The organism is Stutzerimonas sp. R40042, assembly GCF_026642215.1.
Taxonomy (GTDB): domain Bacteria; phylum Pseudomonadota; class Gammaproteobacteria; order Pseudomonadales; family Pseudomonadaceae; genus Stutzerimonas; species Stutzerimonas frequens.
Window position 1 is genome coordinate 2,796,135 of the sequence record NZ_CP113258.1, and the last position, 24,416, is coordinate 2,820,550.

The following is a 24,416-nucleotide window of genomic DNA, read 5'->3' on the forward strand; positions in this document are numbered from 1 at the left end:
GTCCATTGAAGCCCGCCCGGCAGTTTCCGCCCATCAAATCAAATGTGATGGGCGGAAACTGCCGGGCTTTCGCCGTGGAGAGACCCGGTGCGATCACTGTTCTGGCGCATATTCGCAACCTTCTGGCTGGCCATTGCCCTGGTCGCCGGCCTGGCGATGCTGCTCGGCCACGCGTTGAACCAGGATGCCTGGATTCTGAGCCGCCACCCGGGCTTGCAGGGCCTGGCCGAGACCTGGACCGAAGTCTACGAACGACAGGGCCCGCAGGCCGCACAGCGGCTGCTCGAGCAGCACCGCCATCGCGCGCGGGTCGATGTGCAGGTGTTGGCGGAAAATGGCCAGCCGATCATCCGTGGCACCTTTCCGGCCCGGGCAGCGGCCTTCGAGGCCCGTCATCAGAACCGTGACCGACAACTGCCCTGGCGGCGCCTGACGGCCGACTATACGAGCCCAACCAGCGGCGAAACCTACCTGTTCATCTACCGCATCCCGCATCCGGAATTGCAGGCCTGGCACCGTGGCAGCCTGGCCTGGCCGCTCAGCGCACTGGGCATCGCACTGGTGGTACTGACCGGTTTCAGCCTGCTGCTGACGCTCTCCATCACCCGTCCGCTGGATCGCCTGCGCCGGGCGGTGCACGACCTTGGCCAGACGACCTATCAGCAGCAATCCCTGGCTCGGCTGGCCAAACGCCGTGACGAACTCGGTGTGCTGGCCAGCGATTTCAACCGCATGGGTGCGCGCCTGCAGGCGCTGATCGGCAGCCAGCGCCAACTGCTGCGCGACGTGTCCCACGAGCTTCGCTCGCCACTGGCGCGGCTGCGCATTGCCCTGGGCCTGGCCGAACGCGCCACCCCCAGCGAACGCGAGGTGATCTGGCCACGTCTGGCCAAGGAATGTGACCGGCTGGAAGCATTGATCAGCGAAATTCTCGAACTCTCACGCCTGGATGCCGAGCCGGGTGCAGCAAACATCATCGACCTGTCCGAAATGTTCGAGCAATTGAAGGACAACGCCCGGATCATTGCCCCGGCGCAACGCATCGACAGTCGTGTCGAGCCCGACGTCTCGTACACCGGCTGGCCGGATATGCTCGAGCGTGCGCTGGACAATCTGCTGCGCAATGCCCTGCGCTTCAATCCCGAGGGGGAGCCGGTAGAGCTTTGCGCGCAGCGCGACGGTATGAATCTGGTGATCAGCATTCGCGACCATGGCCCCGGCGTCGCCAACGAGCATCTGTCCCAGCTCAGCGAACCCTTCTTTCGCGCTCCGGGCCAGACCGCGGCCGGGCATGGCCTTGGACTGGCCATCGCCAGGCGCGCTGCCGAGCGCCACGGCGGCAGCCTGCAACTGGCCAATCACCCCGACGGCGGCTTCGTCGCCAGCCTGCATCTACCGCTGACTGGCGTGGCGAGCAGGACTTCAGAGGACCTGGCGTCTCACTGACCGGTCCAACGCTGGACGAACTCTTCGGGTGCGAGAACCGGCGCGCTGCGCACGCGTCCTTCCGGTGTGCCCAGATAGAGGAAGCCCAGCAGGCGCTCCTGCTCGGACAACCCGAGCCCCTCGAGCACCCGCGGATCGTAGGAAAACTCCCCGGTGCGCCACACCGCTCCGATGCCCTGGGCATGCGCGGCGAGCAGCAGACCATGCGCCGCGCAGCCGGCAGCGAGTACCTGCTCGCCATCAGGCACCTTCGGATGTGGCTTCACGCTGGCGATCACCAGCACCAGCATCGGTGCCCGCAACGGCATGTTGCGCGCCTTCTGCAACGCCTCCTCGGCAGCATCGGTATTGCGCACACGCAGGGCCTCGGCGAACAGCTCGCCGAGCTTGTGGCGGGCATCACCTTCGATGATCAGGAAGCGCCACGGGTGCAGTTGACCATGGTCCGGAGCGCGCAGTCCGGCACGGAACATCAGGTCAAGCTGATCGGCGGTTGGAGCCGGTTCGCACAGGCGGGTGACCGAAACGCGGTTGAGCAGCAGATCCAGAGCGTCCATCCATTACCTCCTAAGGCGGTCGGACATTCTAGAGGCAGTTGCCGCCTTGTCGCGAGTGATGGCTGGCCGACAGTTCAGTCTATCTCCCGATTCAGGCCACCCGATCCGGCGACAGATGTGGCTGCAGCGGCGGCACCAGCGGTGGCAGGCCATGGGCAGCACGGGCGGCATCACAGTGCGGATTGTGCTCGCCGTTCTCCCAGGAGGCCTCGAACTCGCGGCAGGTGCTCGAACGCTGCTCGTACATGCTGCAACGGACCCCACAACCGACGTCACCGAGCAGGCCAACGCAGCGCGCGGGTTTGCTGTCGGTGCCGAGCATGGCGGCATGGAACGGCGATACCTGGACAGTCAGATGGTCGGGCACCGCGCCGCCCGCCGACACGCATTCACCAAAATAGAAGGACACACGAAAGTACGCGCAGCAGGCGCCGCACGTGAGGCAGGGATTGTCGATGGACATGAGAGGTGAACACCCAGAGACCGGAATGGGCCGGCGCCCGGGCGGCTATTCTATTCATGCCAATGCGCTTGGGAAGAGGCCTCGAGCGCGCCGCGAAAACATTTTTCGCGCAACCGCCGAGCGGTTTACTGCGGCAACGACGCGGGTAGAATGTCCGCCCTCTTCCCCACCGTGCCGAGCACCCCTACATGGCTTTGCCGACTCTGCGCATCATCGGTTTCATACTCGGCATTTTCCTGATCACGCTGGCCGTGAGCATGATCATTCCCATGCTGACCTTGCTCGTATTCGAACGCACCGATGATCTGCAGGCGTTCATCTGGGGTAGCCTGATCACCTTTTCCTGTGGTTTCGCGCTGGTCGCCCCGGGCAGGCCGGCCAATACCCAGCTGCGACCACGCGACATGTACTTCCTGACCACCATCAGCTGGGTGGTGGTGTGCTGCTTCGCCGCGCTACCGCTGATGCTGATCCAGCATGTCAGCTACTCCGACGCGTTCTTCGAAACCATGTCCGGCATCACCACCACCGGCGCCACGGTAATTTCCGGGCTGGACAATGCTTCGCCCGGCCTGCTCATGTGGCGCTCGCTGCTGCACTGGCTGGGCGGCATCGGCTTCATCGGTATGGCCATCGCGATCCTGCCGTTGCTGCGGGTTGGTGGCATGAGGCTGTTTCAGACCGAATCCTCCGACTGGTCGGAAAAGGTCATGCCGCGTTCGCATATTGCTGGCCAGTACCTGCTGATGATCTACGTGGCCTTCACGCTTGCGGCCTTCATCGCCTTCCTGCTGACCGGCATGAGCGCCTTCGATGCCATCAACCATGCGATGTCCACCGTCGCCACCGGCGGTTTCTCCACCTCGGACGCCTCGATGGGCAAGTTCGGCCCCTCCGCCCACTGGGTCGCAGTCTTCTTCATGATCCTCGGCAGCCTGCCGTTCACGCTGTACGTCATGACCTTGCGCGGCCATCGCACTGCGCTGCTCAAGGACCAACAGGTGCGCGGGTTCGTGCTCATGCTGGCCATCACGAGCCTGCTGTTCAGCGGCTGGTACTGGCTGAACAACGATGTGCCGGCACTGGATGCACTGCGCATCGTCACCTTCAGCGTGGTATCGGTGGTCACCACCACCGGCTTCGCCGTGGATGACTACACCCAGTGGGGTGGTTTCGCGGTGATGGCGTTCTTCTACCTGACCTTCATCGGCGGCTGCTCGGGCTCGACCTCGGGTGGCTTGAAGATGTTCCGCTTCCAGGTGGCCTACTCGCTGCTACGCGCCAACTTCAAGCAACTGATCCACCCCCGCGCGGTCATCCGTCAGCAATACAACGGACACAACCTGGACGAGGAAATCGTTCGCTCGATCCTCACCTTCTCATTCTTCATCACCATGACCATCGGCGTGCTGGCGCTGTGCCTGGCGCTGCTCGGGCTCGACCCCATCACGGCGCTGACCGGCGCAGCAACCGCCGTCTGCAACGTCGGTCCGGGCCTGGGCGAGATCATCGGCCCGGCCGGCAACTTCTCGACGCTGCCGGACACCGCGAAATGGCTACTGTCGATTGGCATGCTGCTCGGACGGCTGGAAATCATCACCGTCCTGGTGCTGCTGACGCCCGCGTTCTGGCGGCACTGATCAGCTGCTGCGCCTGAACAGCCGCCCGCCGAGGCTTACCAGCGCAAGCACCACACCGCCGGCCAGAATGCCGAACGCCGCATCGAGCAGCGTCGGCAGCAGTCCGCCGAGTACCACGCCGACATAGGGCAGCCCGAGCGCATCATGGGCGCTGCTTTCGATGAAATGATGAACAGCGCCGATGCCGTGGGTGAGAATGCCCCCGCCGACCATGAACATCGCGGCCGTGCCGACTACTGACAAGGCCTTCATCAGCCAGGGCGCGACCACGAGGATGCCGCGCCCGAAGGCGCTGGCCGCGCCGCTGGATGTCCTGCTCAGTGCCAGTCCGAGATCGTCCAGCTTGACGATCGCGGCCACTAACCCGTACACCCCTACGGTCATGACGATGGCGATGCCCACCAGCACCAGCACCTGCTGCGTGAAAGTCGCAGCCGCGACCGTTCCGAGGGTGATCGCAATGATCTCGGCCGAGAGGATGAAATCAGTACGCACAGCGCCACTGATCTTGCGTTTTTCGAACGCGACGATATCCACCGAGGGGTCCGCAAGGGCCCTTACCGTTTCGGCATGTTGGCTGGCGTCATCGTGATGCAGGAAACGATGCGCGAGCTTCTCGAAGCCCTCATAGCAGAGGAACGCGCCGCCCAGCATCAACAGTGGCGTGATCGCCCAGGGGATGAACGCGCTGATCAGTAGCGCCGCAGGCACCAGAATCGCCTTGTTGCGAAACGAACCCTTGGCCACTGCCCAGACCACCGGCAACTCGCGATCGGCCTTGACGCCAGTGACTTGCTGGGCGTTGAGCGCGAGGTCATCGCCCAGTACCCCCGCGGTTTTTTTCGCCGCGACCTTGGTCATTACCGACACATCGTCGAGCACGGTCGCGATATCGTCGATCAGTGCGAGCAGGCTGCTGGCCAATTGCATGTCTCCATCGGTTGAAATGTTTCGCAGCCGTAGCGGCCCGTCGTAGATAAGGCTATGTACGCCAGAACAGGTTCCTAGGCATGCCCTCGCAGAGCCAGACGGTATTCGCCTGGCGTCACCCCGAACCAGCGCTTGAAGGCCCGATAGAAGTTGCTCGGATCGGCGAAGCCGAGCAGATAGGCGATCGCCAGAGGCGCCAGATCCGGTTGGCAAAGGTACTGTACCGCCAGATCGCGGCGCGTATCGTCGAGCAACTTCTGGAAGCTGCTGCCTTCCTCCTGCAAGCGGCGCTGCAGGGTCCTCTCGGACAGGCACAGCGCCTGCGCCACTGTCTCGCGCCGGGGTTCGCCTTGCGGCAGCATCCGGCACAGCATCTGCCGAGCCTGGTGCATCACCCTCGTATCGACGAAGCGCGAGAGGTATTCGCCGGCAAAGCGGTCATGCAGTTGCGCCAAGGCTTCGTTGGCCGTCGGCAGCGGGGCTTCGACGTCAGCCTGGCGAAACAGCAGCGCGTAGCGTGCTGCGCCGAAACGAAGCGGGGCCTGGAACAGCTGCCGATAGGGCTCCAGATCATCCGGTGCCGGGCCCTGGAAGCTGACTTCCAGCGGCCGCAAGGCGGTACCGGTCAACCAGCGACAAAACGTCAGGCAGCCGGCCAGCGAGCCCTCGGCGCTTTGCCGGGCAGGCGGCAGGCGATCGCCGTGGATGGTCAGACTGAGTCGGTAGCCCTGGGCGCAGGGTTGGAAGTCCAGATCAGCCCCCTCGGCGATGATTCGCTGATAGCGCACCAGACGGGCGAAGCCGTCCTGCAGATTGCGACTGGACATCAGGGCGTAGCCCACCACGTTCAATGCAGCCGGGCGGGCCTGGCGGGCCATGTCCAGGCCGATCGCCGGGTTGCCGGAAACCTCCACGGCGCGCTGCCACAGACGAGTCATGTCGTCTTGGGCGAAACGGGCGTCGGCATCGTTGAGGGCCGCGTAGTCCAGGCCTAGCTCTGTGAACAGCTGCCGGCAGTCTACGCCTGCCGACTCCAGCGCCTGGACGATGCCCTGCGCCCAACTGGATGAAGTGGTGCGTTCGCTCATGAGGCTTCTTGTTCTTCGAATGATCGGGCTACGAAGCCCAAGGCTACTAAACTGGCCCTGATTGTCACTGACCGGCCGGACAAGGCAAGGCTAAGCTGGCCGACGACAATAACAGGAGGTACGCCATGAAAACGCAAACCGCCGAACGCTTCACCCGCTTTGCCGATTTCTACCCGTTCTACCTGGCCGAGCACAGCAACCCGACCTGCCGCCGGCTGCACTTCGTCGGCAGCCTGCTGGTACTGACGATCCTCGGCTACGCCCTGTCCACCGGAAAATGGGCATGGCTGCTGGCGATGCCGCTGGCCGGCTACGGCTTCGCCTGGGTCGGCCACTTCATATTCGAGAAGAACCGCCCGGCCACCTTCCAGTACCCGCTGTACAGTTTTCTCGGCGACTGGGTCATGTTCAGGGACATGCTGACCGGCCGAATCCGCTTCTGAGTGCGACGGTGGCAGCATATCCGACCGATGCCACCATTCTTTTCGACCTCTGGTTTGGCGATGCTGCGCCGCTTGGTTATGATCACCCGGCTATCGCGCAGCCGCTGACCGCCGAGCGGGCTGCGCAATGGCAAGGCTGAGCGCAGCTCGACAACCGTCTCACAGCAGATCGTGCGTGCGACGACCCCCGCCTCAGCCTGCAAGGCGCATAGAAAAAGGCGTCGAATCATTACCAGGGATCGTAAGCACACATGACTTCCAGCACGGTTGAGCGCCGCAATGGCCTCGCAACTCGCCCGTTACGCGAGTACTACTCTCGTGTGCTCGCCTACCTGGCCTGCGCCGCCACGCTTGCTGCCGGAACCTACACCCAATACTTCTCGATAGACCTGCTGTGGATGGTGCCGTACGCACTGCTCTACCCACACCTGGCCTATCACCTGAGCTACCGTTTCAAGCGCGACCATCCCGAGCGGACCTCGCAGGCATTGCTTTGCCTGGATGCGCTGAACGCCGGCGCCGGCATTTACCTGCTCGGTTTCTCGGTCGTACCCAGTCTGATGTTCCTGCTCACCCTCAGCTTCAGCGCGCTGGTCATCGGCAGCCTGCGCAACCTGACGCTGGCACTGGTGTGCGTCGTGATCGGACTCGGGGCCGGTTACCTGCTGCTGCCCTTGACCTACCAGGGCACTACACCGCCACTGGTCTCGCTGGTCAGCATCCTCTTCACCACCTTCTACGTCTGCGCCACGGCCTATTTCGTTCATCAACAGGGCCAACGCCTGGCCCAGGCACGCAAGGAGATCGAAACGGAACAGGCCAAGGCCGCCCGCCTCGCCCGCAACCTCGCCAAGTACCTCTCGCCGCAGGTTTGGGAATCGATCTTTACCGGCAAGCGCAGCGTGCGCCTCGAGACCCAACGTAAACGCCTCACCGTATTCTTCTCCGACATCAAGGGCTTCACTGAACTGTCGGAAGAGCTGGAAGCCGAAGCCCTCACCGACCTGCTCAACAACTACCTCAACGAGATGTCGAAGATCGCCCTCAAGTACGGCGGCACCATCGACAAATTCGTCGGCGACTGCGTCATGGTGTTCTTTGGCGACCCAACCAGCCAGGGCGCGAAGAAGGATGCAGTGGCCGCGGTATCCATGGCCATCGCCATGCGCAAGCACATGAAGGTGCTGCGTCAGCAATGGCGCGCGCAGGGCATCACGCGCCCGATGGAGATCCGCATGGGCATCAATACCGGTTACTGCACGGTGGGCAACTTCGGCGCCGATACGCGCATGGACTACACCATCATTGGCCGCGAAGTGAACCTCGCCAGCCGCCTGGAAAGCGCTGCCGAGGCCAGCGAGATTCTGGTCTCGCACGAGACCTACTCGCTGATCAAGGACGTGATCATGTGCCGCGACAAGGGCCAGATCGCGGTCAAGGGCTTCTCCCGCCCGGTACAGATCTATCAGGTGGTCGACTTCCGTCGCGACCTGGGCGCCACTTGCAGTTTCGTCGAACACGAACTGCCGGGCTTTTCCATGTATCTCGACACCAATGGCGTGCAGAACTTCGACAAAGAGCGAGTCATCCAGGCCCTGCAGCAGGCTGCCGAGAAACTTCGCGACAAGGTCATCCTCTGATTACCTGAGACAAGCTTCTGGCCGTTTTCCGCAGGCTCCGCATTCTGCGATGCCTGCCCCCACGAGACCCAGCTTCATGCTTTCGCTGCGCAACTATCGCCATGATCTCATCGCGCATACCCATGACCATCCGCAACTGGTATTCGGCCTGGATGGCTTGCTGGAATTCGAGATTGCCGGGCGCGGTAGCTGCGTCGGCGAACAGCGCCTGGCAGTGATTCCCTCAGCAGTGCATCACGCCTGCTCGAGCACCAAGGGCAGTCGCTGCCTGGTGCTGGACGTTCCATCCGAGCGCTGGGTGAGTGAACACCTGGGCCGCCACACCGAGCACAGCCTGCGCCTGCTGGACCGACCGAACACCCTGCAGCTGACACCCGCTCAGTGCAACATCATTACCTGGCTGGCCAACGGCCCGATCAACGATCCACTGGTGGCCGAACAGGGTGGCGTCCTCTTGCTGGCCAGCCTGGCCGGGGAGCCAGTGCAGCCGCGTGGCGGCCGAACGCTCGGGCTGGCGGCGATCGATGCCTTCATCGACCGACATCTGGCGCATCCGCTGCAAGTCACTGACCTTGCGCGGGTCGCTGGCCTTTCGGCTGCGCGCCTGCACGCACGGCTGCTCGAGGAAACCGGGCACACACCGATCGACTACGTACGTCAACGCCGCCTGCACCACGCCGAGAAGCTGTTGCACGAGACCCACCTGCCGATCGGCGAGATCGCCGCGCGGGTGGGCTATAGCTCGCAAAGCGCCTTCACCGCCGCGCTGGTCCGAGAACGGGGCTGTACGCCACGAGCGTCGCGACGCGAGTTTCGCGATAAAACCCGGCAGTAACGCGACAGACTGGCACACCGTCGCGGTCTAGCATGGGGCCTTCAACTGCAATTGCAGGCAACGACAACCCCATGAACATTTCGCGTTCGATCCATCCACAATCTGGCCGGTGCGCAGCGCCCGGACGCTCGTGCCGGTCATGACACCACGCAACGCCCTGCTGGCGATCCATCTCGGCGCACTGATGTTCGGCCTCTCCGGCGTGCTCGGAAAACTGGCCGACAGTCCGGCGCTGATCATCACCTTCGGCCGCGCGCTGTTCGCCGTACTGGCCCTGCTGCTCGTCGCCCAATTACTCAAGCCCAACGGTGCGCTGCCGGATTGGCGACAGCGCGGCAGACTGGCGCTCGGTGGCCTGCTGCTCGGCGCACACTGGCTGACGTTCTTCATCGCGGTAAAGATCGCCGGGGTCGGCATCGCCACGCTCGGTTTCGCCAGCTTCCCAGCCTTCACCGTGCTGCTCGAAGGCGTTCTGTTTCGCGAACGCACCCGTGCCGTCGAATTCACCATGGTCGGCCTTGTATGCGCGGGCCTGCTACTGGTAGCACCTACGTTCGACCTCGACAGCGCCCCGACTGCGGGCCTCCTCTACGGCGTGCTCTCGGGACTGCTGTTCGCGCTGCTGTCGCTGCTCAACCGAGCGGTCACCCGCGGTCTGGATCCGGTGCACTCGGCGCTCTGGCAGAATCTCGCGGTCTTCGCCTGCCTGCTGCCGTGGAGCTGGCGAGGCCTTCCCGCCGTGCCAGCACCGGACTGGCTCTGGCTGGCTCTGCTCGGGATACTCTGCACGGGACTGGCCCATAGCCTGTTCGTCGCCAGCTTGCGCGTCCTGAAGGCACGCACCACGTCGGTGATCTTTGCTCTGGAGCCGGTCTACGGTATCGCCTTTGCCTGGTGGCTGTTCAACGAGCAGCCGACTCTGCGCATGCTGCTGGGCGGAGCGATGATCATCGTCGCCAGCATCATCACCAGCCGGCTGAAGAGCCCGCCTGGCGCCGTAGCGAAGCTGGCGAGCTGACCTCAGCGATCGTTGTGGCCTAACGAGCGCTGCGGGTCAATGCGGTCACGTACCCGCTGCTTCAGTTCCTTGGCCTCGGGAAAGCCACCATCGCGCTTGCGCTCCCAGATCTGCTCGCCGTCGCAGGTGATGTGAAAGGTGCCGCCGGTAGCCGGGACCAGGCACACACGACCGAGATCGTCGGCGAAGGTCGAAAGCAGCTCCTGGGCCAGCCAGGCCGCGCGCAGCAACCATTGGCATTGCGTGCAGTAGGTAATGGCGATCTCGGGCTTGGCATGGGTCATGGTGGCGTCTCCGATCGGTGTATGGCGGCCTATAATAGCCGCCCCGCCAAGCTCGCCCCGGTCCCAAGCCATGTTCCGCCTGCTCTCTGCCCTGCTATTGCTCGTCGTCCTGCCACTTGCCGCAGCCGAGCCGGTCCAGCCGAAGGTCGGCCTGGTCCTGTCCGGCGGCGCGGCGCGCGGCCTCGCCCATATCGGCGTACTCAAGGCGCTGGAGGAGCAAGGCGTGCGCGTCGATGCGATCGCCGGCACCAGCATGGGCGCTGTAGTCGGTGGGCTGTATGCGGCCGGCTACAGCGTGGCCGAGCTGGAGCGCCTGGCCCTGACCCTCGACTGGCAACAGGTGCTGTCCGACGATCCGCCACGCCAGGACATCCCTTACCGCCGCAAGCAGGATGATCGCGACTTCCTGATCAAACAGAAACTCAGCTTTCGCGACGACGGTAGCCTCGGCCTGCCGCTGGGCGTGATCCAGGGCCAGAATCTCGCCCTGCTGCTCGAGCGCCTGCTGGTTCATGCCAGCGATACCCGCAACTTCGACCAGCTGCCGATCCCGTTCCGCGCCGTGGCCACCGACATTGCCAACGATGAGAAGGTGGTCTTCCGCAGCGGCCACCTGCCGCAGGTCATTCGCGCCAGCATGTCGATCCCGGCGGTGTTCGCACCGGTGGAAATCGAAGACCGGCTGCTGGTCGACGGCGGCATGGTAGACAACATCCCAATGGACGTGGCGCGCGACATGGGCGTCGATCGGCTCATCGTGGTCGACATCGGTACGCCGCTCAAGCCGCGCAAGGAACTGCTGACCGTGGTCGATGTACTGAACCAGACCACGACGATGATGACGCGGCGCAACTCCGAGGCACAGCTGGCGACGCTGCAGCCTCAGGACCTGCTGATCCAACCCCCGCTGGCGGCTTATGGCTCGACCGACTTCGACCGCGCCGAGCAGCTGGTCGATGCCGGTTACCGCGCCACGCTCGCCCTCGAGGGGCGCCTGGCCGAGCTGCGTACCACAACCGGCGGCAACCCCGCGCTCAGCCTGGCACGCTCAAGCGACCCGCGCACACCCGTGATCACCGCGATCCGGGTGGACAACGATTCCAAGGTGGGCGACGCAGTTATTCGCCGGCACATCCGCCAGCGGCTGGGCGAGCCGCTCGATCTGGAAGACCTGCAGAAGGATATGGGCACGCTCTACGGACTGGATTACTTCGAGCGGGTCGAATACCGCGTCCAGCGCGGCAAGCTGGGCAATACGCTGGTCATCAGTGCGCGCGAGAAGCGCAGCGGCACCGATTACTTGCGCCTGGGACTCAGCCTGTCCGACGACTTCCAGGGCGACAGCGTATTCAACCTGGGCGCCAGCTACCGGAAGAACGGCATCAACCAACTGGGTGCCGAATGGCTCACGCGCTTGCAGCTGGGCGACCGTCAGGAGCTCTACAGCGAGTTCTACCAGCCGTTGGACGCAGGCTCACGCTGGTTCGTCGCGCCGAATCTGTTCATCGAAGCGCAGAACATCGAGGCCATTCTCGACAACGATCCGATCGCCGAATATCGCCTGCAGCGCTACGGCTACGGTATGAATCTGGGTCGCCAGATTGCCAACAATGGCGAGATCCGCTTCGGTATCGGCCAGGCCTGGGGCGAGGCAGACGTTCGGATCGGTGAGCGCGACCTGCCGGACTTCAGCTTCACCGAAGGCTACTACGAGCTGCAGTACTCGTTCGACACGCTGGACGATGTCGATTTTCCGCGCGAAGGCGAAGACATTCGCCTGACCCTTCGCCAGTACGACCCCAGCCTGAGCTCGGATCAGCGCTACCGGCAATGGCAGCTCAAGCTGGACAAGGCGCTTAGCCAGGATGCCAATACCTGGGTGCTCGGCGGGCGCTACGGTCGCACACTGGATGATGCCGAAATCGTGACGTCGAGTTTTCTCCTCGGCGGAGCGCGGCAGTTATCAGGCTTCCGTCAGGACGCGCTGGCCGGGCAGAACATCAGCCTGGGGCGGGTGGTTTACTACCGTCGCATGACGCAACGCAGCTTCCTGCCGCTGGATTTCCCGGTGTATCTGGGAGCATCACTGGAGCGCGGGCGTGCCTGGAACAACGGCAACGACTTCGACAGTGGCTACATCAACGCAGCCAGCGTATTCCTTGGCTACGATACGCCGCTGGGCCCGTTGAACTTCGGCTACGGCGTCAATGACGAGGACGAGCAGGCGCTCTACATGAACCTGGGACGCAGCTTCTAGCGCTTGTCCAGATTGGCGAGAATTCGCGCATGCACCTGCTGGCACTTGCGCAGATCCTCCTCGTCGATGCCGGCAAAGGCCTCCTGGCGAACCTGGGTGGAAATCGCCTCGATTTTCTCGATCAGTGGCAGTGCCGGTGCGCCCAGCGATATTCGTTTGGCACGCCGATCTTCCGCCGAAGCCTTGCGGTGCACGAGCCCCTGCGCTTCGAGGCTATCGAGCAGACGCGCCAGCGTGGGGCCTTCCACCGCCACGCTCTGCGCCAGCTCGCGCTGAGTAGGTTCGTGATCGAAACGAGCAAGGTGCAGCAGCACCAGCCAACGTGCCTGTGACAGCCCCAGATCGGCCAGGCGGCGGTCCAGTTCCGCGCGCCAGCCACGCGAGAGTTGTGCCAGTTGCATGGCGAAGCGATGTTGCTCGGCGTACATGTACGACTTTTCCTGCAAAAACTAATTATTAGTGAGCTAATCACAGCTCTGAAATGCAGGCAAGACGACCTTTGGCCGTTGATAGCCCGACAGAAGTCGAAATGATGGCACTACGCGCCCAGATGTAGCCGTGCAATGCCCTCAGCGCTGCGCCTTGCGGCGTCGAATGCGATGCACCCGGTTACAATTCGAACTCGACCTGCAGTGCGGCGCGCACGCAATAGAGCACCTGCTCCGGCACACGACCGGCGAACTGGGCGGCCACGGCGCTGACCGGCGGCAGCTCGCCCTCGCCATCAAGGAAGGCTTCCTGGATCTCGCCGAGCAGTTCTTCGGGCAGGTCGAGTGCCTGCTCAAGACTCAACTGCTGCTGCCCGATCGCCTCGGCCAGCATGGCGTAGACGTTCTTCTCGCTGCAGTCCAGCTGACGAGCGATTTGCATGGGCGTCATGCCGGCCCGCGCCAGGCTGATCAACTCATGCCGCAGGTCGGCAGGCGACCTCGCCGCCTGCGCAGTTCCTTGCAGCACTTCGAGGAACGCCTGGCCGTAGCGCTCCAGCTTGCGAGCACCGACACCACTAATACGCGCCATGTCCGTCAGCGATGCCGGCTGGCTGCGCAGCATCTCCAGCAGGGTGGCGTCCGGAAAGATCACGTACGGTGGCACGCTGTGCTCTTCGGCCAGCTTGCGGCGCAGTGCGCGCAGCGCCTCCCAGGTCTCCCGCTCTTCGCCGCGCACCAACTGGCTGGCAGCACTGGCAGCCGGTTTCGGCGCCTTGCTGGACAGGTCGCGACGCAGCTCAAGGGTCACCTCGCCGCGGAGCAACGGGCGACAGCTTTCGCTCAGGCGCAGGCCACCGAACCCTTCCAGATCGACATCGGCCAGTCCTCTAGCGACCAGCTGGCGGAACAGCGATCGCCATTCACCCTCCGACAGCGCCTTGCCGACGCCAAACACCGATAGATGCTGATGACCGAGGCCACGTACCTTGTCGTTGTCGCGCCCGAGCAGCAGGTCGACCAGATGGCCAACGCCGTAGCGCTGGCCACTGCGATAGATCGCTGAAAGCGCTTGGCGTGCCGGCTCGGTAGCGTCCCAGGTCTGCACGCCGTCGACGCAGTTGTCGCAGTGCCCGCATGGGTTGGCCAGTTCTTCGTCGAAGTAGGCCAGCAGCGCCTGACGTCGGCAACGAGTCTCCTCACATAGCGCCAGCATGGCGTCGAGCTTGTGCTGCTCGACGCGCTTATGCCGCTCGTCGCCTTCCGAGTTGTTGAGCATTTGCTTGAGAAAGATCACATCCTGCAGGCCATAAGCCATCCAGGCATCCGCCGGCAGGCCATCACGCCCTGCCCGCCCGGTCTCCTGGTAATACGCCTCGAGCGACTTGGGCAGGTCGAGATGAGCGACGAAGCGCACGTTGGGCTTGTCGATGCCCATGCCGAAGGCGATGGTCGCGACCATGATCAGGCCTTCCTCGTTGAGGAAGCGCTTCTGGTGATAGGCGCGCAGATCGCTCGACAACCCGGCATGGTAAGGCAGCGCCGGAAAGCCCTGCTCGGTGAGGAATGCGGCGAGATCATCGACCTTCTTGCGCGACATGCAGTAGACGATGCCGGCATCGCCACGGCGCTCGGCGAGAAAGCCGAGCAGCTGCTTGCGTGGCTGCTCCTTCGGCACGATGCGATAGAAGATGTTCGGGCGGTCGAAGCTGGAGAGAAAGCGCTCGGCGTTCTCCAGGTGCAGGCGCTGAACGATCTCTTCCCGGGTACGCTTGTCTGCCGTGGCGGTCAGGGCAATGCGCGGCACCTCGGGAAACAACTCGGCCAGCTGCCCGAGCTGCATGTATTCGGGACGGAAGTCGTGCCCCCACTGCGAGACGCAGTGGGCCTCATCGATGGCGAACAGCGCAATATCCAGCCGCTGCAGAAACGCCAGCATGCGCGGCTGGACCAGCCGCTCGGGCGCCAGGTAGAGCATCTTGATCTCGCCGCGCCGGATGCGCTCGGCGATGTCGCGCTGCTCCTCGGCGCCAAGCGTGGAGTTGAGCGCAACAGCCGCGACACCCAATTCCTCCAGCGTGGCGACCTGATCATCCATCAAGGCGATCAATGGCGACACCACCACTGCCAGGCCTTCGCGCAACAGCGCCGGGACCTGATAGCACAGCGACTTGCCGCCGCCGGTCGGCATCAGCACCAGCGCATCGCCGCCACCGCCGACCCGCTCGATGATCGCGCCCTGGTTGCCACGAAAGGCGTCATAGCCGAATACGTCTTTGAGGATGCGCTGTGCCTGGTCGAGCATGCCGGTCTCCGAAACAAGGCGCGCAGTATACGCCAGCGGGACCGCGAGTTCAGGACCGCGGCCCGCTAACGGACGAGTCGCCCTTGCCCAGGCGGCGCTCCGCAGGCTTGAGTAGCCTGCGCCCCGCGCCTCGTCTAGAATCCGGGTTGTCTTCCCACCCCAAGGTAGTTCCCGATGTCATTCGCCGAGCAACTCGCCCGCCTGCAAGTCTTCCTGGATGCAGATGACCTGCACGAGGAAGCACTGGATTACATCGCCGCCCATGGCTACCTGACGGCTCTGTGCATCTGTTCCGAACAGGTGCCCGAGCGCGAATGGATCGATGCGCTGTTCTCCGAGCCCCCCAAGTACAAGGATGACACCGAGCGCGAGGCCATCGAGGCCACGCTTGTCCAGCTCAAGGCCCATATCGCTCGTCAGCTGGCCAGCGACGAGGACATGGAACTGCCCTGCGAGCTTGACCTGGGTGAGGAGCCCGACGAATCCGACTTGCGAGGCTGGTGCATCGGCTTCATGGAAGGCGTATTCATGCGCGAGGCGGTCTGGTTCGAAGACGCCGAGGAAGAAGTCAGCGAGCTGCTGCTACCGATCATGGTGGGTTCGGGCCTGTTCGATGAACAGCCGGAGTTCGCCGATATCGCCGACAACCCCGATCTGGTCGACGAAATGGTCGCGCAGATTCCGGAACTGCTGACGGCGCTGTACCTCATCTGCCATGCGCCTGAGGAAAAACCGGCCCTGCTCAAGCCGCGTCGCCACTGACCCCGACGACCTCAACAAAGCGCAGATCGAGTTCAGCCGGCGCGGCGCCACCGCGCTCGGCACCGGCCCGCGGCAGCGGGCTCACTCACCAGAGGAGGCTCGTCAGCATGTCCGTGCATTCTGATTGCCCGCCGCGGCATGGCAGAAACCGATCGAGCAACGGCTGCCATATCCAGAGACTTCACAGCGGACCGGCGAACGGCGAGAGGTAGCCCGGCATGAGCCACCGCGACGTTCGCCAGCATCGTAACCCCCTTATCCGCTCGCTTCTGCTGGCGGCGGGCTGGCTCGCCGTCGCCCTTGGGGTCATCGGCATCTTCCTGCCGGTGCTTCCCACCACCCCGTTCCTGTTGCTGGCCGCTGCCTGCTTCGTGCGCAGCTCGCAACGCTTCTACGACTGGCTGGTTGGTCACCCGCGCCTGGGCCCATGGTTTCGCGACTACCTGGAAGGACACGGCATCCCGCTCAAGGGCAAGGTCTACACCATAGCGACCATGTGGCTCAGCATTGGCGTGTCCTGCTGGCTGGTCCCGTTGTTCTGGGCTCGCGTGGGCATGTTGCTCAGCGCCACCCTGGTGACCCTCTACATCCTCCGGCAGAAGACCCTGTCGATCGCCAAGCAACCTGAAGCCAGATAGCACCAGCTTCCGCAGCCTGGCCGAATAGGACCAGGTCGCTATCGACTGCCGTGGTTGCGCTGGAAGACCTCCGGGCCCATCGCGCTGATCTGACCTTCGATCAATGCCTCGAACGGGCGCAACAGCTCGTCGTAACGTCGCGGGCTTTCGAGAATATCGAGCGCCGCTACGATCGCCTCGATGGTCGACAACGCGCCGGACATCGGCGCTTTGCGCAAGCGATAGCGCGACGTCAGCCCCCCTGGTAGCTCAACCCGCGGCAGCGCCGCGAGCCATGGATTGACGTGCAGCAACTTGCGCGCCTTTCGCCAGGTGCCATCCGGCACGATCAGCCGTAGCGAGCTCCCTGCATCGGCGAGGCTGCTCACCGGCAAGGCGCCCTCCCCGGGAAACAGTAGGTAACTCGGCCGATCGGTATCGACATCCTCTTCGAAGCGCTCGGCGATCTTCAATTGCGCATTGCGAAGCCCGAGCGCCGCCAGCCGCGCGGTATTCAGCGCATGCCCCGCCTCGCTGGGGTGTTGCAGGATGAGCAACCGGGTGCGGCTGTCCAATGCCGGGATCAATTCGCACAGGCAATGGGCTAACGGGCGCTGACAGCGCGAACAACATGGACGGGACATGATTCACCTCGGCTGCGGAGTCTGCCATACCGAGCAGCGCTCTGCAGAGCGGCTATGCTTGGGCCGAGCCACCAAGAGGAGCCGGCATGATCACCGTCCATCACTTGAACCACTCACGCTCGCATCGCGTGCTCTGGCTGCTGGAAGAACTGGAACTGCTCTACGAACTCAAGCGCTACCCACGTGACCCGAAGACGATGCTCGCGCCTGCTGAGCTGAGAGCGATTCATCCGCTTGGAAAATCCCCGGTCATTACCGATGACGACCTAACGCTGGCCGAGTCGGGGGCCATCCTGGAGTATCTGCTGGAGCGCTACGGCAACGGACGTTTGAGGCCGCACGACGCTGCAGACCATCGTCGGTTTCGCTACTGGATGCATTACGCGGAGGGTTCGGCGATGCCGCCTCTGTTGCTGAAACTGGTTTTCGACCGGGTCGCCGACGGCCCTATGCCTTTTTTCGTCAGGCCGGTGGCGCGGGCCATTGCCAAGGGCGCCCAGCGCGCCTTCATCGGGCCGCAGCTGAAGACTCATCTCGATTACATGGAGTCGGAACTCGCCCGCTCGGCCTGGTTCGCTGGCGAGAGCTTCAGCGCAGCGGATATTCAGATGAGCTTTCCGATCGAGGCCGCGCGCGCCAGAGGCGGCCTGGACGATTGCCGCCCACGCCTGATGGACTTCCTGCATCGCATAAAGCAGCGGCCCGCTTATCAACGAGCCGTGGAGCGCGGAGGCCCCGCGCTGCCGAACGCCTAGAACCCGGCCTCAACGAGACTGGCGACGCTCCTGCTCGCGACGGGCACGTACCGGAATAGGCTGCATGCGCGGCGGCTGGATCAGCCCAAGCGTGACCGCCAACTTCCAGAACGTTTCATAGAGCCTTGCTTTCATGGTCACACCCTCCTGCGAGATAACGGGTTACATCGGAGCCATGCGGGCTTCGTCACCAGCATAATTCAACTTCCACACAAGCGCTCGTGCATGTCGCCAGCGGCAGCCCCGGAGCCGTCAGCGCTTTGTTACGGCGCTTTACAACTGCGACCCAACCCGGCAGGAGGCGTTCAGGATTCGCCGACGGTCGGGACGGCCGCGCAGCCAATCAGTTGCGGTCCGCCTTGCGCCGATAGGGAAACACGTCGATGACCTTCCCTTCACGGATCGCATCCTGCAGACCTTTCCAGTAATCCGCGTCGTAGAGTTCACCGTGCAGGCTGGCGAAGAGCCGTCGCTGCCCATGATCGGCGAACAAAAAGCGCGGAAACTCCTCCGGGAAGACATCGTTCGGCCCTACCGAGTACCAAGGCTCGGAAGCCATCTCGTCTTCGGGGTAACGCGGCGGCGGGATGTGGCGGAAATTCACCTCGGTAAGAAAGCTGATCTCATCGTAGTCGTAGAACACCACCCGGCCATGGCGCGTGACGCCGAAGTTCTTCAGCAGCATGTCCCCGGGAAAGATATTGGCCGCCGCCAGTTGCTTGATGGCCAGGCCGTAATCTTCCAGCACCTCGCGCACCTGCTGCTCGCTGGCGTGCTCCAGATAGATGTTCAAGGGCGTCATGCGCCGCTCGGTCCAGCAGTGGCGCACCAGCACCGTATCGCCCTGCACCTCAACCGTCGACGGAGCGACCTCCAGTAGTTCGGCCAGGCATTCGGGCTCGAACTTCGACTTGGGAAAGCGGAAGTCGGCGAACTCCTGGGTATCGGCCATGCGCCCTACCCGATCGACGCTCTTGACCAGGCGATACTTCTCGATGACGTTGGCTCGATTGACGCTCTTGACCGGTGAGAAGCGATCCTTGATCAGCTTGAACACCGTGTTGAAGCCCGGCAGGGTGAACACCGTCATCACCATGCCACGCACACCGGGCGCCATGACGAAGCGGTCATCGGTGTTGGCCAGATGGTCGATCAGCGCGCGGTAGAACTCGGACTTGCCGTGCTTGTAGAAGCCGATCGAGGTATAGAGTTCGGCGATGTGCTTGCCCGGCAGGATGCGTTTGAGAAAACCAACGAACTCGGCAGGAATCGGCACTTCGACCATGAAATAGGAGCGAGTGAAGGAGAAGATGATCGACACCTCCGCCTCGTCGGTTATCAGAGCGTCGGCGACGATTCCATCGTCCTCGCGGTGCAGCAGCGGTATCACCAGCGGCCATTGTTCGTCGCGCGTGAAGATCCGTCCGAGCAGGTATGCGCCCTTGTTGCGATAGAGGACCGAGACGAACAGCTCGACCATCAACTCGGGATCCTTGCACACCCAGTCGGGCAGGGTTTCCTGCAACTGCGTCTGCAGCCGTCGCAGATCGCCCGACAGGTCGCAGTAAGGTACCGAAAACGCATAATCGCGCAGGATCTGCTCCAGCATACCCGCCAGATCGCCATTGGGTTGGTAGGTGCGGGTTTGTGCCATGCGCTCATGGGCACGCACCGCTGGCCGGGTAGTCTGGATGAACATGGTGCGGTCGCTGATGCAGTCGTGGCTGAACAAGCCGCAGAAGATCGAGTTGTACCAGGTCTCCGACAGCTCATCGTCGAAGCGCGGATTGATCAGATCGATGTATGCGCCCTTGATCTGCGGCCAGGCCTCGACCTCTAGCAAATCGGCATGATCGAAACTGTCCAGCAAGCGGCGCCGGGTTTCGCCGACCTTTTCTTCGTAGAGATTGATTCGCGCCGCCGAAGCGCGCTGCGCCTCCTGCCACTGGGCCTGCTCGAAGCGTGCCCGCGCACCCTCGGTAATCAGACGGAACTGCTCACGGTAGTCGTCGAAGCCGAGAAGGATCTGCCGCGCTATATCCACGGCCAGTTCATGCTGCACCATGCTGCCCTCGCTGCAGGGTCTGGAAGTCCGCCGAGCTTAGCAGCCCGCGGTTTGAAAGTCGGTTTCGGATTGCCAGTTGCGCCAAGGACGACAACACTTGCCGCTCCATCGATGGAGCCCCGTCATGCGCCCGCTCGATCTGCTTCGACTGCTCGCCCTTGCTGCCATCTGGGGCGCGAGCTTCCTCTTCCTGCGCATCATCGCGCCGGTGCTTGGCACCTTTCCCACGGCGTTTTTCCGTGTGTTGCTGGGCACCGCCGGCCTGCTGGTGATTCTTGTGTTGATGCGCACCCGCTGGGACTTCCGAGGTAAGTTCGGCCTATGCCTGGTGCTTGGCATGATCAACTCGGGACTGCCGTTCGCCCTGTATTCGGTAGCGGCGCAACTGGTGCCGGCGGGCTATTCGGCCATCTTCAATGCGACGACGCCGATGATGGGGGTCCTGATCGGCGCGCTGTTCTTCGCCGAGGAGCTGACTCTGGCGAAGATCGTCGGAGTGCTCAGCGGGCTCGGCGGCGTCGCGCTGTTGATGCGCATTGGTCCGGTGCCACTGGATGCCGATCTGCTGCTCGGCGCGCTGGCCTGCCTGGGTGCTACGGCCTGTTATGGCCTGGGTGGATTTCTTACCCGCCGCTGGATCAATCAGCAGGGCGATGGATTGAACAGCGAGATGGTGGCCTTTGCCAGCCAGGCCGGCGCCATGCTGTGTCTGCTGCCCCTGTTCGGCCTCTCGCTGCTGCAGGCATCGCCGCGCAGCTGGGGCGATCAGACCGTATGGCTCAGCCTGCTGGGGCTCGGGCTGGTCTGCACGGCCTTCGCCTACATCCTGTATTTCCGCCTGCTGGCGGACATCGGCCCGGTGAGAACCCTGACCGTGACCTTCCTGATCCCGCCATTCGGCGTGCTGTGGGGCGTGCTGTTGCTCGATGAGCCGCTGTCCTGGGCCTATGTCCAGGGCGGTGCGCTGATCGCGCTGGCCTTGTGGCTGATTCTGCGTCCGGGAACGCCGCTCCAGCCACGAACCGATCTGCGCCGCGGCTGATCCAGCAGCCGCGACGCAAGCGCCTTACTGCACCAGCTCCTGCTCGCTGAACATGTCACTGAACAGCATGCTGGACAGGTAGCGTTCACCCGAGTCGGGCAGGATCACCACGATGTTCTTGCCTTGCATTTCCGGACGCTCGGCCAGCCGCACCGCCGCGGCCATCGCCGCGCCACAGGAAATACCGCAGAGGATGCCTTCCTCGCGCATCAGGCGAAGCGCCATCTGCTTAGCCTCTTCGTCATCGACCAGTTCAACGCGATCGACCATCGACAGGTCGAGGTTCTTCGGCACAAAGCCGGCGCCGATGCCCTGGATCTTGTGCGGACTTGGCTTGACCTCGTCGCCGGCCAGGGTCTGGCTGATCACCGGGGAACTGCTGGGCTCCACGGCAACGCTGAGGATCTGCTTGCCCTTGGTGTTCTTGATGTAGCGCGATACCCCGGTAATGGTGCCACCGGTACCGACACCGGCGACCAGCACGTCGATGCCACCATCGGTGTCATTCCAGATTTCCGGCCCGGTGGTCTTTTCGTGAATTGCCGGATTGGACGGATTCTCGAACTGCTGCGGCATGTAGTACTGCTCCGGGTTCGAGGCGGCGATCTCAGCGGCTTTCTCGATAGCGCCCTTCATGCCCTTGGCAGGCTCGGTCAGCACCAGCTCAGCGCCGAGCGCCTTGAGCACCTTGCGTCGCTCCAGGCTCATCGAGGCCGGCATGGTCAGCATCAGCTTGTAGCCGCGTGCCGCGGCGACGAAGGCCAGGCCGATCCCGGTGTTTCCGGAGGTGGGCTCGACCAGCGTCATACCGGGCTTGATCCGGCCGCTGTCTTCGGCGTCCCAGATCATGCCGGCGCCGATCCGGCACTTCACCGAATACGCCGGATTGCGCCCTTCGATCTTGGCCATGATGCTGACGCCCTTCGGGCCGAGACGGTTGATCATGACCAACGGAGTGTTGCCGATGGAGCGTGCGTTGTCTGCGTATATGCGACTCATGGGAATGCCCTGTCCGAGGTGTACCAGACCGATCAGACTATGCGCAGTCCAGGCGACAGTCCAGCCGAACTCAAGGGTGCCGGGCGAGGTCCATCGTCAACATCCAGCCATCCTCCGGAATGCCATGACTCGTCGCCTGCTTCCTCTGTGGATCCTGCTCGCGCTCGGCCTGCTGCTGCTCTTGCTGCACCTTGCCCTGCCGCATCTGGTACGCAACTACCTGAACGACAAGATGGCTGACATGGGGGATTATCAGGGCCATGTCCAAGATGTCGACCTGGCCTGGTGGCGCGGGGCCTATCGTATCGAGGGGCTACTGATCGAGAAGAAGGACGAGCGCGTGCAGGCACCGCTGTTCAAGGCACCGGGTATCGATATCGCCATCAGCTGGAATGCCATCCTGGACCACCAGGAGATCGTCGGCGAAGTGGCCTTCGAGCAACCGCACCTGAACTTCGTCGACGGTGGCGACAGTCGCGACTCGCAGAGCGGCGAAGGCGTCGATTGGCGCGATCAGCTCGAGGCCCTGGTACCGATCACGCTGAACGAAATCCGCGTCATCGATGGCCAACTGTCGTTCCGCAACTTCTCATCCGACCCGCAAGTGCATGTCTATGCCAGCGATATCCAGGCGACCCTGTACAACCTGACCAACACCGACGATGCCGATGGCACCCGTACCGCGACCTTCGAAGGCACCGGCAAGCTGTTCGATCAGGCACCGATCGAAGCCAGCGCCCGCTTCGATCCTTTCACCGACTGGGAAGATTTCGAGGTCGATCTTCGGGTGACGGACGTTCCACTCAAGCAGCTGAACGACTTCAGCCGTGCCTATGGCAACTTCGATTTCGTCGGCGGCACCGGCGACCTGGTGCTCGAAGTGGCAGCCAAAGACAGCCAGCTCGACGGCTACATCAAGCCGCTGCTACGCGACGTCGACGTCTTCGATTACGAACAGGATGTCGAAAACGATGACAAGGGCTTCCTGCGCGGACTGTGGGAGGCTGTCGTCGGCGGCGGTCAGGAAGTGCTGCAGAATCAGCGTAAGGACCAATTCGCTACCCGCGTCGAGCTGTCGGGTACCACCAAGGACACCGAAGTCAGCCCGTTCCAGGCGTTCATCGCCATATTGCGCAACGGATTCGTCGAGGCCTTCACGGCCCGCTTCGAGCGCGCCATGGGCGACGATGAGTGAATGGCAGCGTCACCAGAAACTCCATGCCAGCCATTCAGTGACTGAATGATGCGCTCGCGTTCACAGTCGCATGGCCTTCCCTTATAGTCGACCCCCTGACTACAACGAGCGCCTGCGTGCCAGGCCCCGCCGAAGGAATCCGCAATGAAATTCGAAGGCACCCAGTCCTACGTCGCCACCGACGACCTGAAACTCGCGGTCAATGCCGCCATCACCCTGCAGCGTCCGCTGCTGGTGAAGGGCGAACCGGGCACCGGCAAGACCATGCTGGCCGAGCAGCTGGCCGAATCCTTCGGCGCCAAGCTCATCACCTGGCACATCAAGTCCACCACCAAGGCGCACCAGGGCCTCTACGAATACGACGCAGTGAGCCGCCTGCGTGATTCGCAGCTGGGCGTGGACAAGGTCCACGATGTGAAGAACTACATCAAGAAAGGCAAGTTGTGGGAGGCCTTCGAGAGCGAGCAGCGGGTCATTCTGCTGATCGACGAGATCGACAAGGCCGACATCGAGTTCCCCAACGACCTGCTGCAGGAACTCGACAAGATGGAGTTCTACGTCTACGAGACCAACGAAACCATCAAGGCGACCCAGCGCCCGATCATCATCATCACCTCGAACAACGAGAAGGAACTGCCGGACGCCTTCCTGCGTCGCTGCTTCTTCCACTACATCGCCTTCCCTGATCGCGAGACGCTGCAGAAGATCGTCGATGTGCACTACCCCGGTATCAAGCAGTCGCTGGTCAGCGAGGCGCTGGACGTCTTCTTCGACGTGCGCAAGGTGCCGGGGCTGAAGAAGAAACCCTCGACTTCCGAGCTGGTCGACTGGCTGAAGCTGCTGATGGCCGACAACATCGGCGAAGCCGTGCTGCGCGAGCGCGACCCGACTCGTGCCATCCCGCCGCTGGCCGGCGCGCTGGTGAAGAACGAGCAGGACGTGATGCTGCTCGAGCGTCTAGCCTTCATGAGTCGGCGCGCCAACAGCCGCTGATCGGCACCGG

Annotated in this window: 24 protein-coding genes; 13 read left to right on the plus strand and 11 right to left on the minus strand. The window is 63.3% G+C overall.

What is annotated here, in order from left to right; translation table 11 throughout:
• The first annotated feature begins 87 nt into the window (after positions 1 to 87).
• Positions 88 to 1,446 carry a sensor histidine kinase gene (locus tag OUY36_RS13105; RefSeq protein ID WP_267934604.1) on the plus strand — a complete coding sequence of 453 codons (1,359 nt, stop codon included), beginning with the start codon at positions 88 to 90 and terminating at the stop codon, positions 1,444 to 1,446.
• On the opposite strand, the gene OUY36_RS13110 is transcribed toward OUY36_RS13105, so the two are convergent.
• Together OUY36_RS13110 and OUY36_RS13115 are read right to left on the minus strand one after the other, a co-directional pair.
• On the minus strand, positions 1,440 to 2,003 hold the full coding sequence (locus tag OUY36_RS13110) for an NAD(P)H nitroreductase (protein ID WP_267934605.1): 564 nt from the start codon (positions 2,001 to 2,003) through the stop codon (positions 1,440 to 1,442). The two genes, OUY36_RS13105 and OUY36_RS13110, sit on opposite strands and share 7 nt — an antisense overlap.
• Positions 2,004 to 2,094: 91 nt before the next feature.
• On the minus strand, positions 2,095 to 2,466 hold the full coding sequence (locus tag OUY36_RS13115; protein WP_063540459.1) for a YkgJ family cysteine cluster protein: 372 nt from the start codon (positions 2,464 to 2,466) through the stop codon (positions 2,095 to 2,097).
• Positions 2,467 to 2,654: 188 nt separating this feature from the next.
• Here OUY36_RS13115 and OUY36_RS13120 point away from each other — a divergent pair, with 188 nt between their 5' ends.
• Positions 2,655 to 4,106 (plus strand): TrkH family potassium uptake protein, encoded by a 1,452-nt coding sequence (locus OUY36_RS13120; RefSeq protein ID WP_063540460.1) that lies wholly within the window; start codon positions 2,655 to 2,657, stop codon positions 4,104 to 4,106.
• Here OUY36_RS13120 and OUY36_RS13125 read toward each other — a convergent pair whose 3' ends face one another.
• Both OUY36_RS13125 and OUY36_RS13130 read right to left on the minus strand, forming a co-directional pair.
• On the minus strand, positions 4,107 to 5,030 hold the full coding sequence (locus OUY36_RS13125) for a DUF808 domain-containing protein (protein WP_267938173.1): 924 nt from the start codon (positions 5,028 to 5,030) through the stop codon (positions 4,107 to 4,109).
• An 80-nt stretch (positions 5,031 to 5,110) separates the two neighbouring features.
• Entirely contained in the window at positions 5,111 to 6,124 is a 1,014-nt protein-coding gene (locus tag OUY36_RS13130) for an AraC family transcriptional regulator (protein ID WP_253752003.1), read from the minus strand.
• A 125-nt stretch (positions 6,125 to 6,249) separates the two neighbouring features.
• Between OUY36_RS13130 and OUY36_RS13135 the strand changes: the two genes are divergently transcribed.
• The 4 genes from OUY36_RS13135 (at position 6,250) to OUY36_RS13150 (ending at position 10,060) form a co-directional block, all read left to right on the plus strand.
• Positions 6,250 to 6,567, plus strand: a complete 318-nt coding sequence (locus tag OUY36_RS13135; RefSeq protein ID WP_267934606.1) for an Mpo1-like protein — start codon at positions 6,250 to 6,252, stop codon at positions 6,565 to 6,567.
• A gap of 251 nt (positions 6,568 to 6,818) precedes the next feature.
• Positions 6,819 to 8,207, plus strand: coding sequence for an adenylate/guanylate cyclase domain-containing protein (locus tag OUY36_RS13140; RefSeq protein WP_110776596.1), 1,389 nt, complete (start codon positions 6,819 to 6,821; stop codon positions 8,205 to 8,207).
• 76 nt (positions 8,208 to 8,283) lie between these two features.
• Positions 8,284 to 9,042: a helix-turn-helix domain-containing protein gene (locus OUY36_RS13145; RefSeq protein ID WP_267934608.1), complete on the plus strand. Its 759-nt coding sequence runs from the start codon at positions 8,284 to 8,286 to the stop codon at positions 9,040 to 9,042.
• A 139-nt stretch (positions 9,043 to 9,181) separates the two neighbouring features.
• Positions 9,182 to 10,060, plus strand: a complete 879-nt coding sequence (locus OUY36_RS13150) for a DMT family transporter (RefSeq protein ID WP_133456758.1) — start codon at positions 9,182 to 9,184, stop codon at positions 10,058 to 10,060.
• A 2-nt stretch (positions 10,061 to 10,062) separates the two neighbouring features.
• Here OUY36_RS13150 and OUY36_RS13155 read toward each other — a convergent pair whose 3' ends face one another.
• Positions 10,063 to 10,344: a SelT/SelW/SelH family protein gene (locus OUY36_RS13155; RefSeq protein ID WP_063540466.1), complete on the minus strand. Its 282-nt coding sequence runs from the start codon at positions 10,342 to 10,344 to the stop codon at positions 10,063 to 10,065.
• A 70-nt stretch (positions 10,345 to 10,414) separates the two neighbouring features.
• Between OUY36_RS13155 and OUY36_RS13160 the strand changes: the two genes are divergently transcribed.
• Positions 10,415 to 12,601: a patatin-like phospholipase family protein gene (locus OUY36_RS13160; protein WP_267934611.1), complete on the plus strand. Its 2,187-nt coding sequence runs from the start codon at positions 10,415 to 10,417 to the stop codon at positions 12,599 to 12,601.
• Here the strand turns inward: OUY36_RS13160 and OUY36_RS13165 are convergent.
• Together OUY36_RS13165 and recQ are read right to left on the minus strand one after the other, a co-directional pair.
• On the minus strand, positions 12,598 to 13,029 hold the full coding sequence (locus OUY36_RS13165) for a MarR family transcriptional regulator (RefSeq protein ID WP_013983076.1): 432 nt from the start codon (positions 13,027 to 13,029) through the stop codon (positions 12,598 to 12,600). The genes OUY36_RS13160 and OUY36_RS13165 overlap by 4 nt on opposite strands.
• A 181-nt stretch (positions 13,030 to 13,210) precedes the next feature.
• On the minus strand, positions 13,211 to 15,334 hold the full coding sequence (gene recQ, locus OUY36_RS13170) for a DNA helicase RecQ (RefSeq protein WP_267934613.1): 2,124 nt from the start codon (positions 15,332 to 15,334) through the stop codon (positions 13,211 to 13,213).
• Between the two features lie 174 nt (positions 15,335 to 15,508).
• Between recQ and OUY36_RS13175 the strand changes: the two genes are divergently transcribed.
• Both OUY36_RS13175 and OUY36_RS13180 read left to right on the plus strand, forming a co-directional pair.
• Positions 15,509 to 16,096: a UPF0149 family protein gene (locus OUY36_RS13175; protein WP_102840284.1), complete on the plus strand. Its 588-nt coding sequence runs from the start codon at positions 15,509 to 15,511 to the stop codon at positions 16,094 to 16,096.
• Positions 16,097 to 16,314: 218 nt separating this feature from the next.
• Positions 16,315 to 16,734, plus strand: coding sequence for a YbaN family protein (locus OUY36_RS13180; RefSeq protein WP_063540470.1), 420 nt, complete (start codon positions 16,315 to 16,317; stop codon positions 16,732 to 16,734).
• Positions 16,735 to 16,772: 38 nt separating this feature from the next.
• Here the strand turns inward: OUY36_RS13180 and OUY36_RS13185 are convergent, their stop codons facing one another.
• Positions 16,773 to 17,357 (minus strand): tRNA-uridine aminocarboxypropyltransferase, encoded by a 585-nt coding sequence (locus OUY36_RS13185; RefSeq protein WP_267934614.1) that lies wholly within the window; start codon positions 17,355 to 17,357, stop codon positions 16,773 to 16,775.
• Between the two features lie 86 nt (positions 17,358 to 17,443).
• On the opposite strand from OUY36_RS13185, the gene OUY36_RS13190 reads away from it, so the two are divergent.
• Entirely contained in the window at positions 17,444 to 18,112 is a 669-nt protein-coding gene (locus tag OUY36_RS13190; RefSeq protein WP_267930639.1) for a glutathione S-transferase, read from the plus strand.
• A gap of 9 nt (positions 18,113 to 18,121) precedes the next feature.
• Here OUY36_RS13190 and OUY36_RS13195 read toward each other — a convergent pair whose 3' ends face one another.
• Both OUY36_RS13195 and aceK read right to left on the minus strand, forming a co-directional pair.
• Positions 18,122 to 18,247 carry a PA1414 family protein gene (locus OUY36_RS13195; protein ID WP_256070032.1) on the minus strand — a complete coding sequence of 42 codons (126 nt, stop codon included), beginning with the start codon at positions 18,245 to 18,247 and terminating at the stop codon, positions 18,122 to 18,124.
• A gap of 208 nt (positions 18,248 to 18,455) precedes the next feature.
• The gene (aceK, locus tag OUY36_RS13200; protein WP_267934616.1) at positions 18,456 to 20,177 is read right to left on the minus strand and encodes a bifunctional isocitrate dehydrogenase kinase/phosphatase; all 1,722 of its coding nucleotides are present in this window, start codon (positions 20,175 to 20,177) and stop codon (positions 18,456 to 18,458) included.
• A 124-nt stretch (positions 20,178 to 20,301) separates the two neighbouring features.
• On the opposite strand from aceK, the gene OUY36_RS13205 reads away from it, so the two are divergent.
• On the plus strand, positions 20,302 to 21,219 hold the full coding sequence (locus tag OUY36_RS13205; RefSeq protein WP_267934618.1) for a DMT family transporter: 918 nt from the start codon (positions 20,302 to 20,304) through the stop codon (positions 21,217 to 21,219).
• 24 nt (positions 21,220 to 21,243) lie between these two features.
• Here OUY36_RS13205 and cysK read toward each other — a convergent pair whose 3' ends face one another.
• Complete coding sequence (gene cysK, locus OUY36_RS13210; protein ID WP_102840280.1) at positions 21,244 to 22,218, minus strand: cysteine synthase A; 975 nt, start codon at positions 22,216 to 22,218, stop codon at positions 21,244 to 21,246.
• A 124-nt stretch (positions 22,219 to 22,342) separates the two neighbouring features.
• Here cysK and OUY36_RS13215 point away from each other — a divergent pair, with 124 nt between their 5' ends.
• Both OUY36_RS13215 and OUY36_RS13220 read left to right on the plus strand, forming a co-directional pair.
• Complete coding sequence (locus OUY36_RS13215) at positions 22,343 to 23,413, plus strand: DUF748 domain-containing protein (RefSeq protein WP_267934620.1); 1,071 nt, start codon at positions 22,343 to 22,345, stop codon at positions 23,411 to 23,413.
• A gap of 144 nt (positions 23,414 to 23,557) precedes the next feature.
• Positions 23,558 to 24,406: an AAA family ATPase gene (locus OUY36_RS13220; RefSeq protein WP_063540477.1), complete on the plus strand. Its 849-nt coding sequence runs from the start codon at positions 23,558 to 23,560 to the stop codon at positions 24,404 to 24,406.
• Positions 24,407 to 24,416: the final 10 nt, after the last annotated feature.

Coding starts and splice junctions, on each gene's coding strand:
- aceK (WP_267934616.1), bottom strand. CDS start 20,177: ATGGTGCAGCATGAACTGGCCGTGGATATAGCGCGGCAGATCCTTCTC.
- OUY36_RS13155 (WP_063540466.1), bottom strand. CDS start 10,344: ATGACCCATGCCAAGCCCGAGATCGCCATTACCTACTGCACGCAATGC.
- OUY36_RS13110 (WP_267934605.1), bottom strand. CDS start 2,003: ATGGACGCTCTGGATCTGCTGCTCAACCGCGTTTCGGTCACCCGCCTG.
- OUY36_RS13160 (WP_267934611.1), top strand. CDS start 10,415: ATGTTCCGCCTGCTCTCTGCCCTGCTATTGCTCGTCGTCCTGCCACTT.
- OUY36_RS13220 (WP_063540477.1), top strand. CDS start 23,558: ATGAAATTCGAAGGCACCCAGTCCTACGTCGCCACCGACGACCTGAAA.
- OUY36_RS13115 (WP_063540459.1), bottom strand. CDS start 2,466: ATGTCCATCGACAATCCCTGCCTCACGTGCGGCGCCTGCTGCGCGTAC.
- OUY36_RS13135 (WP_267934606.1), top strand. CDS start 6,250: ATGAAAACGCAAACCGCCGAACGCTTCACCCGCTTTGCCGATTTCTAC.
- OUY36_RS13130 (WP_253752003.1), bottom strand. CDS start 6,124: ATGAGCGAACGCACCACTTCATCCAGTTGGGCGCAGGGCATCGTCCAG.
- OUY36_RS13140 (WP_110776596.1), top strand. CDS start 6,819: ATGACTTCCAGCACGGTTGAGCGCCGCAATGGCCTCGCAACTCGCCCG.
- OUY36_RS13175 (WP_102840284.1), top strand. CDS start 15,509: ATGTCATTCGCCGAGCAACTCGCCCGCCTGCAAGTCTTCCTGGATGCA.
- OUY36_RS13205 (WP_267934618.1), top strand. CDS start 20,302: ATGCGCCCGCTCGATCTGCTTCGACTGCTCGCCCTTGCTGCCATCTGG.
- OUY36_RS13180 (WP_063540470.1), top strand. CDS start 16,315: ATGAGCCACCGCGACGTTCGCCAGCATCGTAACCCCCTTATCCGCTCG.
- OUY36_RS13150 (WP_133456758.1), top strand. CDS start 9,182: ATGACACCACGCAACGCCCTGCTGGCGATCCATCTCGGCGCACTGATG.
- cysK (WP_102840280.1), bottom strand. CDS start 22,218: ATGAGTCGCATATACGCAGACAACGCACGCTCCATCGGCAACACTCCG.
- OUY36_RS13185 (WP_267934614.1), bottom strand. CDS start 17,357: ATGTCCCGTCCATGTTGTTCGCGCTGTCAGCGCCCGTTAGCCCATTGC.
- OUY36_RS13215 (WP_267934620.1), top strand. CDS start 22,343: ATGACTCGTCGCCTGCTTCCTCTGTGGATCCTGCTCGCGCTCGGCCTG.
- OUY36_RS13165 (WP_013983076.1), bottom strand. CDS start 13,029: ATGTACGCCGAGCAACATCGCTTCGCCATGCAACTGGCACAACTCTCG.
- OUY36_RS13195 (WP_256070032.1), bottom strand. CDS start 18,247: ATGAAAGCAAGGCTCTATGAAACGTTCTGGAAGTTGGCGGTCACGCTT.
- OUY36_RS13120 (WP_063540460.1), top strand. CDS start 2,655: ATGGCTTTGCCGACTCTGCGCATCATCGGTTTCATACTCGGCATTTTC.
- recQ (WP_267934613.1), bottom strand. CDS start 15,334: ATGCTCGACCAGGCACAGCGCATCCTCAAAGACGTATTCGGCTATGAC.
- OUY36_RS13145 (WP_267934608.1), top strand. CDS start 8,284: ATGCTTTCGCTGCGCAACTATCGCCATGATCTCATCGCGCATACCCAT.
- OUY36_RS13190 (WP_267930639.1), top strand. CDS start 17,444: ATGATCACCGTCCATCACTTGAACCACTCACGCTCGCATCGCGTGCTC.